Source organism: Rhizobium sp. RAF56 (assembly GCF_052113965.1).
Taxonomy (GTDB): domain Bacteria; phylum Pseudomonadota; class Alphaproteobacteria; order Rhizobiales; family Rhizobiaceae; genus Rhizobium.
In genome coordinates, this window is sequence record NZ_JBFRDU010000004.1 from 1 (window position 1) to 15,558 (window position 15,558).

Consider the following 15,558-nt stretch of genomic DNA (forward strand, 5'->3'; position numbering starts at 1 on the left):
GAAGAGACCGCAACACCAAAGCGGGCCGCAACGGCTCGGCTTCTGTCGCCGCTCAACACAGCAGCGACAACGCGATCACGAAGGTCGTTCGATAAAGGTCGGGTCATAGATACTGGCCTCCATCCAGCCAGCATCTTGAATCACAATCACCCTGATTCGGGAATCACCTCAGATTCAGACCAAAGCGGAAACGGTCTAGCGCGGCAGCAGGGTCGATCCCATCAGCGCCTCGTCGATGGCGCGGGCTGCTTGGCGGCCTTCACGGATCGCCCAGACGACCAGCGACTGCCCGCGACGGATGTCGCCTGCCGTCCATAGCTTTTCGACGGAAGTCTTGTAGTCCTTCTCGTTAGCAACGACGTTGGTCGAACCTCGGCGGTCCGTGTTCAGCGTCAGCTTGCCGTCCAGTTCCTTCAACACGCTGTCGGTGAAGGGACCACGGAAGCCGATGGCGATGAAGGCGAGGTCGGCACGGATGACGAACTCGGTACCCGCGATTGGCTTGCGGCGCTCGTCGACCTCGCAGCACTTGACCCCGGTCAGGACGCCGTTCTCGCCGACGAATTCGAGCGTCGCCACCTGGAACTCGCGTACCGCCCCCTCGGCCTGGCTGGAGGAGGTGCGCATCTTGGTCGCCCAGAAGGGCCAGACCGCGAGCTTGTCTTCCTTCTCCGGCGGCTGCGGGCGAATGTCGAGCTGGGTGACCCTTACGGCACCCTGGCGGAAGGCGGTGCCGACGCAGTCGGATGCCGTATCGCCCCCGCCGACGACGACGACATGCTTGGCGCCGGCGAGGATCGGATCGGCGGCCCAGCCGACGCTGTCGATGTTTTCGCGGCCGACGCGCTTGTTCTGCTGCACGAGGTAGGGCATCGCGTCATGCACACCGAAAAGCTCGGTGCCGGGTATGCCCGCCTCGCGAGGCGTTTCCGAACCGCCGCAGTAGAGCACGGCGTCATGATCGGCGAGTAGCGTCTCGACAGGCGCGTCCACGCCGACGTTGACGCCATAATGGAAGGTCACGCCCTCCCCCTTCATCTGCTCGACGCGACGATCGATGAAGTTCTTCTCCATCTTGAAGTCGGGAATACCATAGCGCAAAAGGCCGCCAGCCTTCGATTCACGCTCGTAGAGATGCACGTCGTGACCGGCGCGGCCGAGCTGCTGCGCGGCGGCGAGACCAGCCGGACCGGAACCGATGACCGCAACCTTCTTGCCGGTGTGAACGGTTGCCGGCTGCGGGCGGATGAAGCCAAGCTCATAGGCCTTGTCAGCGATCGCCTGCTCGACCGTCTTGATCGCGACGGGCGTGTCCTCAAGGTTGAGCGTGCAGGCTTCTTCGCAGGGCGCCGGGCAGACGCGGCCGGTGAATTCCGGGAAGTTGTTGGTCGAATGCAGGTTGCGGATCGCCTCTTCCCAGTTGTTGTTGTAGACGAGGTCGTTCCAGTCCGGGATCTGGTTGTGAACCGGACAGCCGGTCGGGCCGTGGCAATAGGGGATGCCACAGTCCATGCAGCGCGCTGCCTGTTTCTGAACCTCTTGATCCGACATGGGAATCGTGAATTCGCGGAAATGACGAATGCGGTCGGAGGCCGGCTGATACTTCGCCACCTGCCGATCGATTTCCAAAAATCCAGTGACCTTACCCATGTCGTCTTCCCTTGCCTGTACCTTCATGACCGCCTCTTCATCGTGCAGCCAGCACTTAATCGTCATTTGTTTCGGATGATCTTGCTTTTGACGCTGCGCGATATCGGTCCCATCAGCACCTCCGTCATTAGTTCTCACCCAATAGCATGAGGTGCCGTTGCTGTCCTACTCCGCCGCGATGCCCATCCGGCCGCGCTCCATTTCCTCAAGCGCACGACGGTATTCGACCGGCATGATCTTGCGGAATTTCGGGCGGTATTCGGCCCAGCGGTCGAGGATTTCCTTGGCGCGGGTCGAACCGGTGTAGTGCAGGTGATTGGAGATGAGCTGGTATAGGCGCTCCTCGTCATGACGCGTCATGTCCTCGGAGACGTCCACACGCCCCATGTGCATGAGGTCGCCGCCGTGATGATGCAGCTTTTCGAGGAGATCGTCCTCTTCCGGAACCGGCTCGAGTTCGACCATCGCCATGTTGCAGCGCTTGGCGAAATCGCCGCCTTCGTCAAGAACGTAGGCGACGCCGCCGGACATGCCGGCCGCGAAGTTGCGCCCGGTCTCGCCGAGCACGACCACGACACCGCCGGTCATGTATTCGCAGCCGTGGTCGCCCACGCCTTCAACGACCGCGACCGCGCCGGAGTTGCGCACGGCGAAGCGCTCGCCGGCAATGCCGCGGAAATAGCATTCGCCTTCGGTCGCGCCGTAAAGCACCGTGTTGCCGACGATGATCGAATGCTCCGCCTTGATCTTCGAGTTCTCGGGCGGACGAATGACGATGCGGCCGCCGGAAAGCCCCTTGCCGACATAGTCGTTGCCGTCGCCGATCAGGTTGAAGGTGATGCCGCGCGCCAGGAATGCGCCGAAGGACTGGCCGGCCGTCCCCCTGAGGGTGACGTTGATCGTATCGTCCTTCAGGCCGCGATGGCCGTAACGCTTGGCGACTTCGCCCGAAAGCATCGCGCCCGCCGAACGATCGACGTTCTTGATGCCGACTTCGAAGCTCACCGGCTCCTTGGAGACAAGCGCCGCTTCGGCCTTCTCGATCATCCTGCGATCGAGAACGTCGTCGATCGGATGCTTCTGGCGCATGGTCCAGTAGGTCTCCGACTTCGCCGCCTCGACCTTGTGGAAGATGCGGCTGAAATCCAGCCCCTTCGCCTTCCAATGCGCCAGCATCTCGTCCTTTTCGAGCAGTTCGGACGCGCCGATGACGTCGTCGAGCCTGGTGAAGCCGAGAGAGGCAAGGATTTCGCGGACTTCTTCGGCAACGAAGAAGAAGTAGTTGACGACGTGTTCAGGCGTCCCCTTGAAGCGCTTGCGCAGCACCGGGTCCTGGGTGGCCACGCCGACCGGACAGGTGTTGAGGTGGCATTTGCGCATCATGATGCAGCCGGCCGCGATCAGCGGTGCGGTCGCAAAGCCGAACTCGTCGGCGCCGAGGAGCGCGCCGATGATGACGTCGCGGCCGGTCTTCAGGCCGCCGTCCACCTGCAGCGCCACGCGTGAGCGCAGGCCGTTCAGCACCAGCGTCTGCTGGGTTTCGGCAAGGCCGATTTCCCAAGGGCTGCCGGCATGCTTCAGCGAGGTCAGCGGCGAAGCGCCGGTGCCGCCGTCGAAGCCGGCAACGGTGATGTGATCGGCACGCGCCTTGGCAACGCCCGCGGCAACCGTGCCCACCCCGACTTCCGAGACCAGCTTGACCGAGACATCCGACGTCGGGTTGACGTTCTTCAGGTCGAAGATCAGCTGTGCCAGATCCTCGATCGAATAGATGTCGTGGTGCGGCGGCGGCGAGATCAGGCCGACGCCCGGCGTCGAATGGCGGGTCTTGGCAACCGTGGCATCGACCTTGTGGCCGGGCAACTGACCGCCCTCGCCGGGCTTGGCGCCCTGTGCGACCTTGATTTGCAGGACGTCGGCGTTGACAAGGTATTCTGTCGTGACGCCGAAGCGGCCGGACGCGATCTGCTTGATCGCGGAACGCTCCGGGTTCGCTGAGCCATCCGCCAGCGGCAGGTAGCGATCCGCCTCTTCGCCGCCCTCGCCGGTGTTCGACTTGCCGCCGATGCGGTTCATGGCCCTGGCGAGCGTGGTGTGCGCTTCCCTGGAGATCGAGCCGAAGGACATGGCGCCCGTCGAGAAGCGCTTGACGATGTCGACAGCCGATTCCACCTCGTCGAGCGCCACCGGCGCGCGGCCGATCTCTTGTGCGGACTTGATCTTGAACAGGCCGCGGATGGTGTTCATCCGGAGCGCCGATTCATTCACCAGCTCGGCAAATTCGCGGTAGCGATCCTCGGCGTTGCCGCGCACGGCGTGCTGCAGGGCGGCGACGGCGTCCGGCGTCCAGGCATGGCTTTCGCCGCGCATGCGGTAGGCGTACTCGCCGCCGATGTCGAGCGTTGTCGCAAGGATCGGATCCTTGCCGAAGGCCGCATCGTGGCGGGCGACAGTTTCCTCGGCGATGGCTTCGAGGCCGATGCCTTCGATCATCGTCGCGGTGCCGAAGAAATACTTGTCGACGAGGTCCGACTTCAGGCCGATGGCGTCGAAGATCTGCGCGCCGCAGTAGGACTGGTAGGTCGAAATGCCCATCTTGGACATGACCTTGAGAATGCCCTTGCCCACTGCCTTGATGTAGCGGCTGACCACCTCATAGGCGTCGACCTCCTTCGGGAACTCGCCGCGGGCATGCATGTCCAGCAGCGTGTCGAAGGCGAGATAAGGGTTGATCGCTTCCGCGCCATAGCCGGCGAGCAGGCAGAAATGGTGCACTTCGCGCGGCTCGCCGGTTTCGACGACGAGGCCGACCGAGGTGCGCAAGCCCTTGCGGATCAGGTGATGGTGAACCGCCGCGGTGGCGAGCAGCGCCGGGATCGCGATACGGTCCGGCCCGATCTGGCGGTCGGAAAGCACGATGATGTTGTAGCCGCCGCGCACCGCCGCTTCGGCGCGTTCGCAAAGACGGTCCAGCATCTCGGGCATGCCTTCGGCGCCGCGTTCGACGTCATAGGTGAAGTCGAGCGTCTTGGTGTCGAAGCGGTCTTCCGTATGGCCGATGGAACGGATCTTTTCGAGATCGCCATTGGTCAGGATCGGCTGGCGCACTTCGAGGCGCTTGGCGTTCGCCATGCCTTCATGATCGAGAATGTTCGGGCGCGGGCCGATGAAGGAGACGAGGCTCATCACCAGCTCTTCGCGGATCGGATCGATCGGCGGGTTGGTGACTTGCGCGAAGTTCTGCTTGAAATAGGTGTAGAGCAGCTTCGGCTTTTCCGACATCGCCGAAATCGGCGTGTCGGTTCCCATCGAACCGATCGCTTCCTGGCCCGTCGTCGCCATCGGCGACATCAGGATCTTGGTGTCTTCCAGCGTATAGCCGAAGGCCTGCTGGCGATCGAGCAGCGACACGTCACGGCGCAGCGCGCGCGGCTCGACGGGCTTCAGATCCTCGAGGATCAGCTGGGTGCGGTCCAGCCACTTGCGGTAGGGATGCTTGGCGGCGAGCTCGGACTTCACCTCGTCGTCGGAGACGATGCGGCCCTTTTCCATGTCGATCAGCAGCATCTTGCCGGGCTGCAGGCGCCACTTGCGGACGATCTCTTCCTCGGCAACCGGCAGCGTGCCCGCTTCCGAGGCGAGGATGATGCGGTCGTCGCTGGTGACGAGATATCGGGCCGGACGCAGGCCGTTGCGGTCGAGCGTCGCGCCGACCTGCTTGCCGTCGGTGAAGGCGACCGCCGCCGGACCGTCCCACGGCTCCATCAGCGCCGCGTGGTATTCGTAGAAAGCCTTGCGGTCGGCCGCCATGGACTGGTTGCCCGCCCAGGCTTCCGGGATCAGCATCATGACCGCATGCGCCATCGAATAGCCGCCGCGGATGAGGAACTCGAGAGCGTTGTCGAAGCAGGCCGTATCCGACTGGCCCTCATAGGAGATCGGCCAGAGCTTGGAGATGTCGCTGCCGAAGAGCGGCGAGGAAACCGATGCCTGACGCGCCGCCATCCAGTTGACGTTGCCGCGCAGCGTGTTGATCTCGCCGTTGTGCGCCACCATGCGGTAGGGATGCGCCAGCTTCCAGGACGGAAAGGTGTTGGTCGAGAAGCGCTGATGCACGAGCGCGACCGCCGATTCGAAGCGCGGATCCAAAAGGTCCCTATAGTAGGCGCCGACCTGGTAAGCGAGGAACATGCCCTTGTAGACCACGGTCGAGCTCGACAGCGACACCGGATAAAAGCCGCTCTCTTCGCCTTCGTATTCGTCGTAGATGCGGTTGGAGATCACCTTGCGCAGCGTGAACAGCCGGCGCTCGAATTCGTCATGGGTCGCGGCATCGCGGCCGGCGCCGATGAACACCTGAACCTGATAGGGCTCGGTCGCGGCAATATCCGGCGCCTTGGAGAGCGAGGAATTGTCGACCGGAACGTCGCGAAAGCCGAGGAAGGTCTGGCCTTCGGCAGCCGTCACGTCCTCGATGACGGCCTTCAAATGGGCGATCAGCGTCTCGTCGCGCGGCATGAAGAAATGGCCGACGCCATACTGGCCGACGGGCGGCAGGGTAACGCCCTGGGCCGCCATCTCTTCACGGAAGAAGCGGTCGGGGATCTGCACGAGGATGCCGGCACCGTCGCCCATCAGCGGGTCGGCGCCCACGGCGCCGCGATGCGTCAGGTTTTCAAGGATGAACAGGCCGTCCTTGACGATCTGATGCGACTTTACACCCTTCATGTGCGCGACGAAGCCGACGCCGCAAGCGTCGTGCTCGTTGCGCGGATCGTAGAGGCCCTGTTTCTTCGGCAAGCCGGAGGCGCGTTTGGACGTCGCGGCCGTTGCGGCTGCAGTCTGTCCAAGCATCGTGGATGGCGTGTTCTTCGTCATCGTTTCTCTCCTAGCAAGCCCGCACCGCGGGCGACCCTTCGTCCGCACCAGCCCAAAAAGATTGCGTGCGACACTACTGTTGCATTGTGAAGATCAGGCCACATACGGCCGCTCGCCAAGTAGCTTGCCGTCTGCTTTCCGCGCCAGCTGTCGCCCGCAAGGCTACCTGCGGCAGCCTCATGAACTATAGCCCGGAATCCCGGCATCGCCAGAATTTTCGCGCCTCTTCGGCCTTGCGGCCAAAATAGGACAGCAACACTGTCCTAATTCAATCGTTCTATGCCAGAAAGGCGCTGGCTAGGCAAGAGCGATAAATGCGTTTTTCGACGGAAGATTGCCGGGCCGTCAAAATTGGCGAAATAAAATTTCCTTTAGATTGGAAGTTTTATCCGTTGATTGCGTTATGGTCTCCCGGCAAAACGCCGGAAAAGGTAAGGGTTGATCCTCGGCTGCAATTGCTTACTGTCCCCGCCGATCCTCCCGAAACCACGATATTGCAAGCGGTAACCCCATGTTCTTCGCCTCCGACAACTGGGCTGGCGCCCACCACAAAATCGCCGAACGCCTTCTCACCGAATCCAGCGGCTTCGCCTCTGCCTACGGTACGAGCGAGCTGGACCGCAAGGTCGAGGCGCGCTTTGCCGAGATCTTCGAACGCGACGTCGCGGTCTTCTTCGTCGCGACAGGCACGGCCGCCAACTCGCTGGCGCTTGCCAGCGTCCAACGTCCCGGCGGCATCACCTTCTGCCATTCCGAAGCGCATGTGATCGAAGACGAGTGCGGAGCGCCGGATTTCTTCAGCGGCGCCCGCCTGGTCGCCGTTCCCGGCGAGGCCGGCAAGATCGACGCGGACAAGCTTTCGGCAAAGGTCGCGGGCTTTCCGGAGGACGCGGTACACCACGGGCGCGCGACCGCGGTGACCATCACGCAGGCAACCGAGATCGGCACCGTCTATTCGCTCGCCGAGATCGACGCGATCTCCGCAATCGCTGGAGAACGCGGCATGCCGCTGCACATGGACGGGGCGCGTTTCGCAAACGCGCTTGCAGCACTTGACGCGTCGCCTGCGGAAATGACCTGGAAGCGCGGCGTCGATATCCTCTCCTTCGGCGGCACGAAGAACGGCTGCTGGTGCGCCGAGGCGATCGTCTTCTTCGATCCCGAGCAGGCGAAGGAAATCCCCTTCATCCGCAAGCGCGCCGCTCAGCTCTTTTCGAAGTCGCGCTTTATTGCCGCGCAGTTCGACGGCTATCTCGAAGGCAATCTCTGGCTCGATCTCGCACGTCATGCCAACGGCATGGCCGACCGACTGCGGAGCGGCATCGAAGCCGCCGCCGGCGCACGGCTTGCCTGGGAGACGGCGTCGAACGAAGTCTTTGCGGTGGTCGCCAAGAGCGCGGCGAAAAAGGCTGAGGAAAAGGGCGCGAAGTTCTACGAGTGGCCGGTCCCCGTCGCCCATCCCGAACTCGTCGCCAAGGACGAGACCCTGATCCGGCTCGTCACCAGCTTTGCCACGACGCAAGCCGACGTCGACGGTTTCGTCGGCTGCCTCGGCGCCTGACACCGGCATTGAGGCAGGCGGCAACGGCGCCTGCCTCGATGTCTTAAACGCGCACCACAGAGCCTTGCGCCGCGTGGCGCGATGAAGCTACGGTTCCAATCAGGTTTGGATTGCAGGTATGCGCCGTTTCTTGCCCGACACCTTTACCATTCTGCTCGTGCTCACGGTGATCGCCGCGTCGATCCTGCCGGTTCAGGGCGTCTCCGCCGCGCGCTTCAGCACCGCCACGAACGTCGCCATTGGCCTGTTGTTCTTCCTGCACGGCGCGCGGCTTTCGCGTGACGTCGTGATTGCCGGCATGCTGCACTGGCGCCTGCATCTCGTCATTCTTCTCACCACCTTCGCGATCTTTCCGCTGCTGGGGCTGGCGATCGGCCTGGCTGTACCGAGCCTGCTCTCCCCGGCCCTCTATACCGGCATTCTCTATCTCTGCGTCCTGCCGTCGACGGTGCAATCCTCGATCGCCTTTACGTCGATTGCCGGCGGCAACGTGCCGGCGGCGATCTGCGCCGCCTCCGCTTCCAATATTTTCGGCATGTTCCTGACGCCGCTCCTGGTCGGCGTCCTGTTCTCGGTCGGCGGCCATGGCGGATTTTCCTGGAGCGTGCTGCAACAGATCATGCTGCAGCTATTGGCGCCGTTCGTCGCCGGACAGCTGCTGCAGCCCTTTATCGGCGACTGGATCCGCGCCAAGAAGAAGATCCTGATGCCTGTCGACCGGGGTTCGATCCTGATGGTCGTCTATTCCGCGTTCAGCGAATCCGTGGTCGAGGGCCTGTGGCACAGCTTCTCGCTCGTCGACATCCTGACCGTGATCGTCGCATGCTGCATCCTGCTGGCGGTGGTGCTCTCAATCACCATGTTCGGCAGCCGGCGGCTCGGCTTTTCGCGCGCCGACGAGATTACCATCACCTTTTGCGGATCGAAGAAGAGCCTTGCGAGCGGCGTGCCGATGGCAAACGTCATTTTCGCCGGCCAGGGGATCGGCGCGATCGTCCTGCCCTTGATGCTGTTTCATCAGATCCAGCTCATGGCCTGTGCCGTCATCGCCCAGAGATACGCCGACGCGGCTGATCGGGCGACGAAAGGCAACGAAGCCGAGGCGCAGGCGCAGCAGGAAGCGGCCGAGGCGACAAGCGCCGGCTGACGCCGCCGCGCTCGCGCAACGAAAAAAGGCGGCGCCCCGGTTGGGAGGCGCCGCCTTTCTTTTGCAGGCTGGGAGGAATTAGTTGATGTGGGCCTCGATTGCCTTCGGAGCGTCGACCGGCTCGGCGGCAATCGTGATCTTGCGCGGCTTCATCGCTTCAGGAATGTTGCGCAACAGATCGATGTGCAGCAAACCATTCTTCAGCGACGCAGCCTGAACCTCGACATGGTCGGCGAGCTGGAAGCGGCGCTCAAAGGCGCGCTTGGCAATGCCGCGATAGAGGAATTCGCTGCCTTCACCGGTTTCTTCGCTCTTTTCACCCTTGACGGTCAGCACATGGGCGCGCGCCTCAAGCGAGAGTTCCGTCTCGTCGAAGCCGGCAACGGCCATGGTGATGCGGTAGGTGTTTTCACCCGTGCGCTCGATATTGTAGGGCGGATAGCTCTGGGCCTGATCCGGCTGGGCAAGGCTGTCGAGCATGGTGAAGAGACGGTCGAAACCGACGGTGGAACGATAGAGGGGAGAGAAATCAACGTGACGCATAGTGTCCTCCTTTGAGCGACTGTTGCGGTGTTTTCATGCCCCGCAGCCCCGTTTTCGGCGGCGTTGGGACGATTTCGCGGGCCCTTCCGGCTCCCGCATAACGCAGATGGTGATTGCGTCCGGCCACTTCAAGACCTGATCCGGAGCTCGCCGACCAGGGCCGTGAACCGAGGATGAACGTACGGTTTCGCCTCCGTTCAGGCCCCGCGCGCTAGATCTTCACCCATCGGATGAATGCGTGTCCGATGGCTGAAGTATATCGTCCCTTCCTCTTCAGCCAAATTGGCCGGTCGCGCTGCGTGGCATGACAGCCCCAGCCGCCGGCCTCCTTTTTCCCTGATTGTTTACTTTGAATTTGGCCCGCTGCTGCGCTATCCCATGGGGGTTACAAATTCGCGATAACGCAGGCATCCGCAATGGATTCGATCCTCTTTTCGACGCCCGACAATCCCATTCCGGAAAACCGCACCGAAGGCTATTTCGAGGCCTTCGACGGCCGAAAGCTGCGCTATGCCCTGTTTCGCTGCCCACAGCCGGTCTCCAAGGGCACGGTCGTCATCTTGCAGGGCCGCAACGAATTCATCGAAAAATATTTCGAAACGATCCGCGATCTGACGTCCCGGGGCCTATGGGTTGCGACGTTCGATCTGCGCGGCCAGGGCGGCTCGGCGCGGCTGCTCAAGAATGCCATGCACGGCCACGTGGGGCGCTTCTTCCACTACGAGCAGGATTTGACCGCCTTCCTCGAAAAGGTCGTCCTGCCGGATGCGCGCATGCCGTTTTTTCTGCTTGCCCATTCGACGGGCGCGCTGATCGCGCTTTCGGCAGCACCACAGCTGGCAAACCGCATCGAGCGAATGGTGCTTTCCGCGCCCTTTGTCGGACTGACGGGGCAAGGCGCGTCGGCGGGCGCGATCCGGTTTTTGGCGGCAGCCGCCTGTAGGGTCGGCCTCGGCTCGCTGACCCTCGTCAGGAACCTCAAGGAAAAACCCTTCGCGGAAAACCCGCTCACCTCCGACGCGGCCCGCTATCGCCGCAACATGGATCTTGCGGCCCGCTTTCCCCAGCTCTGCCTCGGCCCGCCGACGGCGCGCTGGCTGCTCGAAGCCTTCAATGCGATCCAGCGCGTCTCGGCGCCGGAACACCTGTTTTCAATCACCATCCCGACGCTTCTGATTGCGCCGACCCGCGACGGCGTCATTCCATACGCCGCGCAGGAGGCGCTTTCGCGCTATTTCCGCGCCGCGCAGCTCGTGCCCATAGCGGGCGCCAAGCACGAGATCTTCCAGGAAAAGGATGTCTACCGCGCAGCGGCGCTCGCAGCCGTCCACGCGTTCATTCCCGGTAGCGACGCGGAAGCCAGCACCGAACTGGTCGGAACGGGAATTTGACCTAAGCCACCGGCGCGGTTTTCAGCGTCGAGACAAAACCGCGAGCGCCTGCTCGTGCACCGCGCGGCTGCCGGCGGCGATGATCCGACCGCCCATTTCCGGGCGTCCGCCATCCCAGGAGGTAATCACACCGCCAGCCTGCTCGATGACGGGGATGATGCCCCCGACGTCGTAGGGCTTCAGCGCGGTCTCGATGACCAGATCGACGTGGCCGGCGGCAACGAGCGCGTAGGCGTAGCAATCGGTTCCATAACGGAAAAGCCGCACCTGCCGCTCGATCTCGCGGTATTTCGTTGCCTCCTCGTCGGAAAAGATGTGCGGCGAGGTCGTAAAGAGAATCGCATTGGAAAGGTCGCCGCAGTCGCGCGACTGCAGGCGGCGTTCGCCGTCGGGACCGGAATAGGACGAGCCGTTGCCGTCGGCGAAATAGCGCTCGCCGGTAAAAGGCTGGTCGATGAGCCCCATGACGGCGCGGCCGTTCTTGTAGAGACCGATCAGCGTGCCCCAGACCGGAACGCCGGAAATGAAGGCCCGCGTGCCGTCGATCGGGTCTATCACCCACACATGCTCGCGATCGAGGCCGACATTGCCGTGCTCCTCGCCGAGAATGCCGTGATCGGGAAAATGTTTTTCGATCAGCGCGCGAATGGCCTCTTCCGCTGCGCGGTCGCCCTCCGTGACCGGATCGAACCCGCCCTCCTGCTTGTTGACGACATCGATCCCGGCGCGAAAACGCGGCAGGGTTTCGGCCTTGGCGGCATCGGCAAGGCGATAGAAGAACGAGCGATTAGGGAGCATGGGTGATCCGTTTGCGTGAAGCTCATCCTTCATAACCGAAAGCCCCCCCGATGCAACCGCACCCACCCTTTTGGAGGGTTTCGCCTAATTATTTTGCGCTGCACTAGATTGCTTGACATTTGTGCAATGCAATATTAGCGTCTGCATACAGTCTTTGACTGTAATACCCTCCTTGGGTGTTTCCTCCCTAGACTTAACCGCGCCTCCGGCGCGGTTCTTTTTTTGGGGAACCGCGGGAACGCGGACCGCAATCCACTGAATTCGTTCCTGAAAATCGTGACGGCCCGTCGCGCCTTCAGGCAACGGGGCTCAAGCCGAGGCTATTCCGCTGCCAACGCGCGGTCGCTGGCGAAATTGGCGACATAGTCCGACATCTGCTGCATGAAATCGGTGATTGCGTTCGCAACGGCAGCAAAATCAGGACGTTTTTCCAACGTCGCCTCGTCGACATAGAGAGAACGGTTGACCTCGATCTGCAGGGCGTGCAGGCCGCGCGAAGGCCGGCCGTAATGCTCGGTGATGAAGCCACCGGCATAGGGCTTGTTGCGCACCGCCGTAAATCCGAGATCCTCGAGAATGCACATCGCGGCGCGTGACAGCTCGGCGGAAGCGCTTGTGCCGTAGCGGTCGCCGACGATGATGTCGGGATGCGCGGAACTGCCCGCGACGCGGATATTGCCGGGCATCGAGTGACAATCGATCAGCACGCCGAACCCGAACTGAACGTGGGTGCTGGCGATCAGACGGCGCAATGTCGCGTGATAAGGCTTGTAGATGGCCTCGATCCGCTGCAACGCATCCTCGACCGGTACGCGGCGGGCATAGATTTCCATATTCTCCGCAACGATTCGCGGGATGGTGCCGAGACCGCCGGCCACGCGGATGGAATTGATGTTGGCGTAAGGAGGCAGCGCGCCGTCGAACATGCGCGGATCGAGCTCATAGGGCTCGCGGTTGACGTCGATATATGCGCGCGGAAAATTGGCGAAGAGCAGCGGCGCGCCGAGATCGGCGGCAGCCTTGAAAAGCTCATCGACATAGTGATCTTCCGAGCGCCGGATCGCCGCCCCTTCCAACCGAGATTGCGCAATGAAATCAGGCGGATAGATGCGGCCACTATGGGGTGAGTTATAGACAAAGGGAATGGTTTGAGTTGTAGGCTCCAGGATCTCGAACATTTCGAAATTTCGCATTTCGGCGGGCACCAGCGTCTTTACCATGTCCACAACATCTCGTAGCGGTCATGTTGCCAGCTACGCGCCTGTAAGTCCATACTGCCGGTCGCGCGAAACATAGCCGCAGCAACGACATTCACCGCTTATTTACGGGCGCTGATTAAAGTGGAATGCTGGCACCACCCGGAAGAAAACATTGATAAGCGATCCGATAATGTCTCAGAAGATACTCCTTGCGGAAGACGACAACGATATGCGTCGCTTCCTCGTGAAAGCTTTGGAAAAGGCCGGCTACAAGGTTTCGTCATTCGACAATGGAGCAAGCGCCTACGACCGGCTGCGTGAGGAACCCTTCTCGCTGCTTCTGACCGATATCGTCATGCCGGAAATGGACGGCATCGAACTTGCGCGCCGCGCGACCGAACTCGATCCGGACCTCAAGGTGATGTTCATCACCGGTTTTGCCGCGGTTGCGCTCAATCCCGATTCGAAGGCTCCGAAGGATGCGAAGGTGCTTTCCAAGCCGTTCCATCTTCGCGAACTGGTCGACGAGGTCAACAAACTCCTTGCCGCATAAGGCCCTGGCGGCTTCATCACAAAACTTTAAAAAAGCCTATTGACGGCTCCGCGGGTTTTGTGGTCTATGCGCCGCCATCGGATGGGCGTGTAGCTCAGCGGGAGAGCACTACGTTGACATCGTAGGGGTCACAGGTTCAATCCCTGTCACGCCCACCATCCCAATTCAAACAAGGGGCTTAGCGAGAAATCGCTGAGCCCCTTGTCCGTTTGTCAACAGCATTTCGCGTCGCCGCAATTGACCCCCGCCGGGACGGCGCTCACACTTCGAAGCACGAAGGAGACCTCATGCGATTCGCACGCTTCGCAGCCGCAGCGGCGCTTGCCGCTCTTGCAACCTCGGCATCGGCACAGTCCTTTCCCGGAGCACCCGGCGGCATCCTGGTGGTCGAAGGCAAATGCTCCAAGCTCGTCGTCGCCAAACTGGATGCTTCGAAGAGCTGCAAGGGAGAATTGGCAAGCGTTACCATGCCGAACGGCCTCGTAACCTTCATATTCACGGCGGATGGAAAGATGCTGGGCTTCGAGGGTGACGGACGGGCGATTGCTCCCGCCTCGAAAGGCAGCGTGCGCTTCCCCGTTCACCTGGTATCGTCCGCGGTCGGCGCGAAGATCACCGATCAGGTGGAGGCCGCCGGCTACTGCACCTTCGGCAATCCCTTCGCGGGTCAGCCGACGGCGGTCGAATGCTCGGCCAAGAACAAGACGGCAAACTTCACCGGCAGCTTCCGCACCAGCGGCAAGCCTCCCCACGCGAAATAAGCGCACGTGATAAGGTCAGGGCAAATCCAGGAAAAGCGTGACGCGATTTTCCGTGCCGAATTGCTTAAAGATAAAAATCAGCAATTGTCGCCGTCGAGGACGTAGGCCATGCCCACAATGCTGCCATCTCGCTCATGTACGAGGGTCGGCATATAGACCGGCCCGCAATCGTCCGGCTTGTCGACCGAGGAGGTAATGGCTGCCATGTCAATTTCAGGCCCAGCCGCGGGTGTGAAATTGATCGCACCTTCCAGTGCCGCCAACACGGGGGCTGCCGCCGCCATTAAAAACGCCGCTGCTGCCACCCCTCTGAAAATCATCCGCTTACGCATACCCGCCTCCAGCAGTAGAACCGCTGTCAATTAACTGTATGTGAGGCGTTTTTGTTCCAAGCAACAAGTAACGAATCCGACGGTCGAAGGCGTAGCCGCTCCTGTCTTCTATGCAGGAAATGCAGCTCCATAAGAAACGTCCCTCGGCCAAAAGGATTAGACTATTCTAAAAAAGCGGAGGACCGGCTAGTCCCCGAGTATTGATTATGTGCTGTGAATCATCCTCGCTCCGGCGCGTTCGAGGTATGTCCTTTTCGTCGGCTTTTCCTTGATTGCTTGAATCTCAGGCAGAGCCATGCAGAAAAAGCATGGAAGATTCTTTTTCGACAGGGGCAAAATCGACGTTTTCAGGCCTCCGAGAGCACATTTCAGGCCCCAGGAAGAGGCTCAGGCGCGCCGCCAGATACGATTGCGGACAACACCTCCGGCAATCAGCGTGGCAATATTCATGGCACGATCGATGTCGCCCTCGCTCGGCGCCGCACCGTCAAGCATCACCAATCCGTCCGCCATGCTGACCGTGATGGCGGTGGCGTCGACGTCCGCCGCCGAGGCGAGCGCGCTTTCGATCGCCGCAATCGTCGCCGCATGCCTGTGATAGGCATCGCCCTGGGTTGGACCGCTAAATTCGAACATGACCCTATACTCTACGCTTCGGATACCGGTTAACGCTTCAAACGCGATCGGGTTCGCCACCCGCGTTCAATCGGAGCGAGGAAAAGCACCGCAACTTCGTCTGCGCCGG

At 61.7% G+C, this 15,558-nt stretch carries 12 protein-coding genes, 1 tRNA gene and 1 pseudogene; 6 read left to right on the forward strand and 8 right to left on the reverse strand.

Annotation, left to right across the window (positions count from 1 at the left end):
• The 3 genes and pseudogenes from AB4048_RS04430 to gltB form a co-directional block, all read right to left on the reverse strand.
• A pseudogene (locus AB4048_RS04430) lies at positions 1 to 107 on the reverse strand (IS630 family transposase); the annotation flags it as partial.
• Positions 108 to 195: 88 nt separating this feature from the next.
• Complete coding sequence (locus tag AB4048_RS04435) at positions 196 to 1,650, reverse strand: glutamate synthase subunit beta (protein WP_442200901.1); 1,455 nt, start codon at positions 1,648 to 1,650, stop codon at positions 196 to 198.
• A 165-nt stretch (positions 1,651 to 1,815) separates the two neighbouring features.
• A complete protein-coding gene (gltB, locus tag AB4048_RS04440) occupies positions 1,816 to 6,528 on the reverse strand; it encodes a glutamate synthase large subunit (RefSeq protein ID WP_442200709.1) in 4,713 nt (1,570 codons plus the stop codon).
• A 511-nt stretch (positions 6,529 to 7,039) separates the two neighbouring features.
• On the opposite strand from gltB, the gene AB4048_RS04445 reads away from it, so the two are divergent.
• Together AB4048_RS04445 and AB4048_RS04450 are read left to right on the forward strand one after the other, a co-directional pair.
• Positions 7,040 to 8,089 (forward strand): threonine aldolase family protein, encoded by a 1,050-nt coding sequence (locus AB4048_RS04445; RefSeq protein WP_442200710.1) that lies wholly within the window; start codon positions 7,040 to 7,042, stop codon positions 8,087 to 8,089.
• A gap of 118 nt (positions 8,090 to 8,207) precedes the next feature.
• A complete protein-coding gene (locus tag AB4048_RS04450; RefSeq protein WP_442200711.1) occupies positions 8,208 to 9,236 on the forward strand; it encodes a bile acid:sodium symporter family protein in 1,029 nt (342 codons plus the stop codon).
• Positions 9,237 to 9,314: 78 nt separating this feature from the next.
• Here the strand turns inward: AB4048_RS04450 and AB4048_RS04455 are convergent, their stop codons facing one another.
• Positions 9,315 to 9,779, reverse strand: coding sequence for an Hsp20 family protein (locus tag AB4048_RS04455; RefSeq protein WP_442200712.1), 465 nt, complete (start codon positions 9,777 to 9,779; stop codon positions 9,315 to 9,317).
• Between the two features lie 416 nt (positions 9,780 to 10,195).
• Here AB4048_RS04455 and AB4048_RS04460 point away from each other — a divergent pair, with 416 nt between their 5' ends.
• Positions 10,196 to 11,170 (forward strand): alpha/beta fold hydrolase, encoded by a 975-nt coding sequence (locus AB4048_RS04460; protein WP_442200713.1) that lies wholly within the window; start codon positions 10,196 to 10,198, stop codon positions 11,168 to 11,170.
• Positions 11,171 to 11,191: 21 nt separating this feature from the next.
• On the opposite strand, the gene hisN is transcribed toward AB4048_RS04460, so the two are convergent.
• Together hisN and AB4048_RS04470 are read right to left on the reverse strand one after the other, a co-directional pair.
• Positions 11,192 to 11,968, reverse strand: a complete 777-nt coding sequence (hisN, locus tag AB4048_RS04465) for a histidinol-phosphatase (RefSeq protein WP_442200714.1) — start codon at positions 11,966 to 11,968, stop codon at positions 11,192 to 11,194.
• 320 nt (positions 11,969 to 12,288) lie between these two features.
• Entirely contained in the window at positions 12,289 to 13,188 is a 900-nt protein-coding gene (locus AB4048_RS04470; RefSeq protein WP_442200902.1) for an N-formylglutamate amidohydrolase, read from the reverse strand.
• Positions 13,189 to 13,357: 169 nt separating this feature from the next.
• Between AB4048_RS04470 and cpdR1 the strand changes: the two genes are divergently transcribed.
• The 3 genes from cpdR1 (at position 13,358) to AB4048_RS04485 (ending at position 14,481) form a co-directional block, all read left to right on the forward strand.
• A complete protein-coding gene (cpdR1, locus tag AB4048_RS04475; protein ID WP_442200715.1) occupies positions 13,358 to 13,720 on the forward strand; it encodes a response regulator CpdR1 in 363 nt (120 codons plus the stop codon).
• 83 nt (positions 13,721 to 13,803) lie between these two features.
• Positions 13,804 to 13,878, forward strand: a tRNA-Val gene (locus AB4048_RS04480).
• A 129-nt stretch (positions 13,879 to 14,007) separates the two neighbouring features.
• On the forward strand, positions 14,008 to 14,481 hold the full coding sequence (locus AB4048_RS04485) for a hypothetical protein (protein ID WP_442200716.1): 474 nt from the start codon (positions 14,008 to 14,010) through the stop codon (positions 14,479 to 14,481).
• Positions 14,482 to 14,558: 77 nt separating this feature from the next.
• Here the strand turns inward: AB4048_RS04485 and AB4048_RS04490 are convergent, their stop codons facing one another.
• Complete coding sequence (locus AB4048_RS04490; RefSeq protein WP_442200717.1) at positions 14,559 to 14,813, reverse strand: hypothetical protein; 255 nt, start codon at positions 14,811 to 14,813, stop codon at positions 14,559 to 14,561.
• Positions 14,814 to 15,200: 387 nt separating this feature from the next.
• Positions 15,201 to 15,449, reverse strand: coding sequence for a BON domain-containing protein (locus AB4048_RS04495; protein ID WP_442200718.1), 249 nt, complete (start codon positions 15,447 to 15,449; stop codon positions 15,201 to 15,203).
• Positions 15,450 to 15,558: the final 109 nt, after the last annotated feature.

What these genes read in the sequence shown, in the direction of transcription:
- AB4048_RS04435 (WP_442200901.1), bottom strand. Translation starts at nt 1,650, where the DNA reads ATGGGTAAGGTCACTGGATTTTTGGAAATCGATCGGCAGGTGGCGAAG.
- hisN (WP_442200714.1), bottom strand. Translation starts at nt 11,968, where the DNA reads ATGCTCCCTAATCGCTCGTTCTTCTATCGCCTTGCCGATGCCGCCAAG.
- AB4048_RS04495 (WP_442200718.1), bottom strand. Translation starts at nt 15,449, where the DNA reads ATGTTCGAATTTAGCGGTCCAACCCAGGGCGATGCCTATCACAGGCAT.
- AB4048_RS04485 (WP_442200716.1), top strand. Translation starts at nt 14,008, where the DNA reads ATGCGATTCGCACGCTTCGCAGCCGCAGCGGCGCTTGCCGCTCTTGCA.
- gltB (WP_442200709.1), bottom strand. Translation starts at nt 6,528, where the DNA reads ATGACGAAGAACACGCCATCCACGATGCTTGGACAGACTGCAGCCGCA.
- AB4048_RS04450 (WP_442200711.1), top strand. Translation starts at nt 8,208, where the DNA reads ATGCGCCGTTTCTTGCCCGACACCTTTACCATTCTGCTCGTGCTCACG.
- AB4048_RS04490 (WP_442200717.1), bottom strand. Translation starts at nt 14,813, where the DNA reads ATGCGTAAGCGGATGATTTTCAGAGGGGTGGCAGCAGCGGCGTTTTTA.
- AB4048_RS04445 (WP_442200710.1), top strand. Translation starts at nt 7,040, where the DNA reads ATGTTCTTCGCCTCCGACAACTGGGCTGGCGCCCACCACAAAATCGCC.
- cpdR1 (WP_442200715.1), top strand. Translation starts at nt 13,358, where the DNA reads ATGTCTCAGAAGATACTCCTTGCGGAAGACGACAACGATATGCGTCGC.
- AB4048_RS04455 (WP_442200712.1), bottom strand. Translation starts at nt 9,779, where the DNA reads ATGCGTCACGTTGATTTCTCTCCCCTCTATCGTTCCACCGTCGGTTTC.
- AB4048_RS04460 (WP_442200713.1), top strand. Translation starts at nt 10,196, where the DNA reads ATGGATTCGATCCTCTTTTCGACGCCCGACAATCCCATTCCGGAAAAC.
- AB4048_RS04470 (WP_442200902.1), bottom strand. Translation starts at nt 13,188, where the DNA reads ATGGTAAAGACGCTGGTGCCCGCCGAAATGCGAAATTTCGAAATGTTC.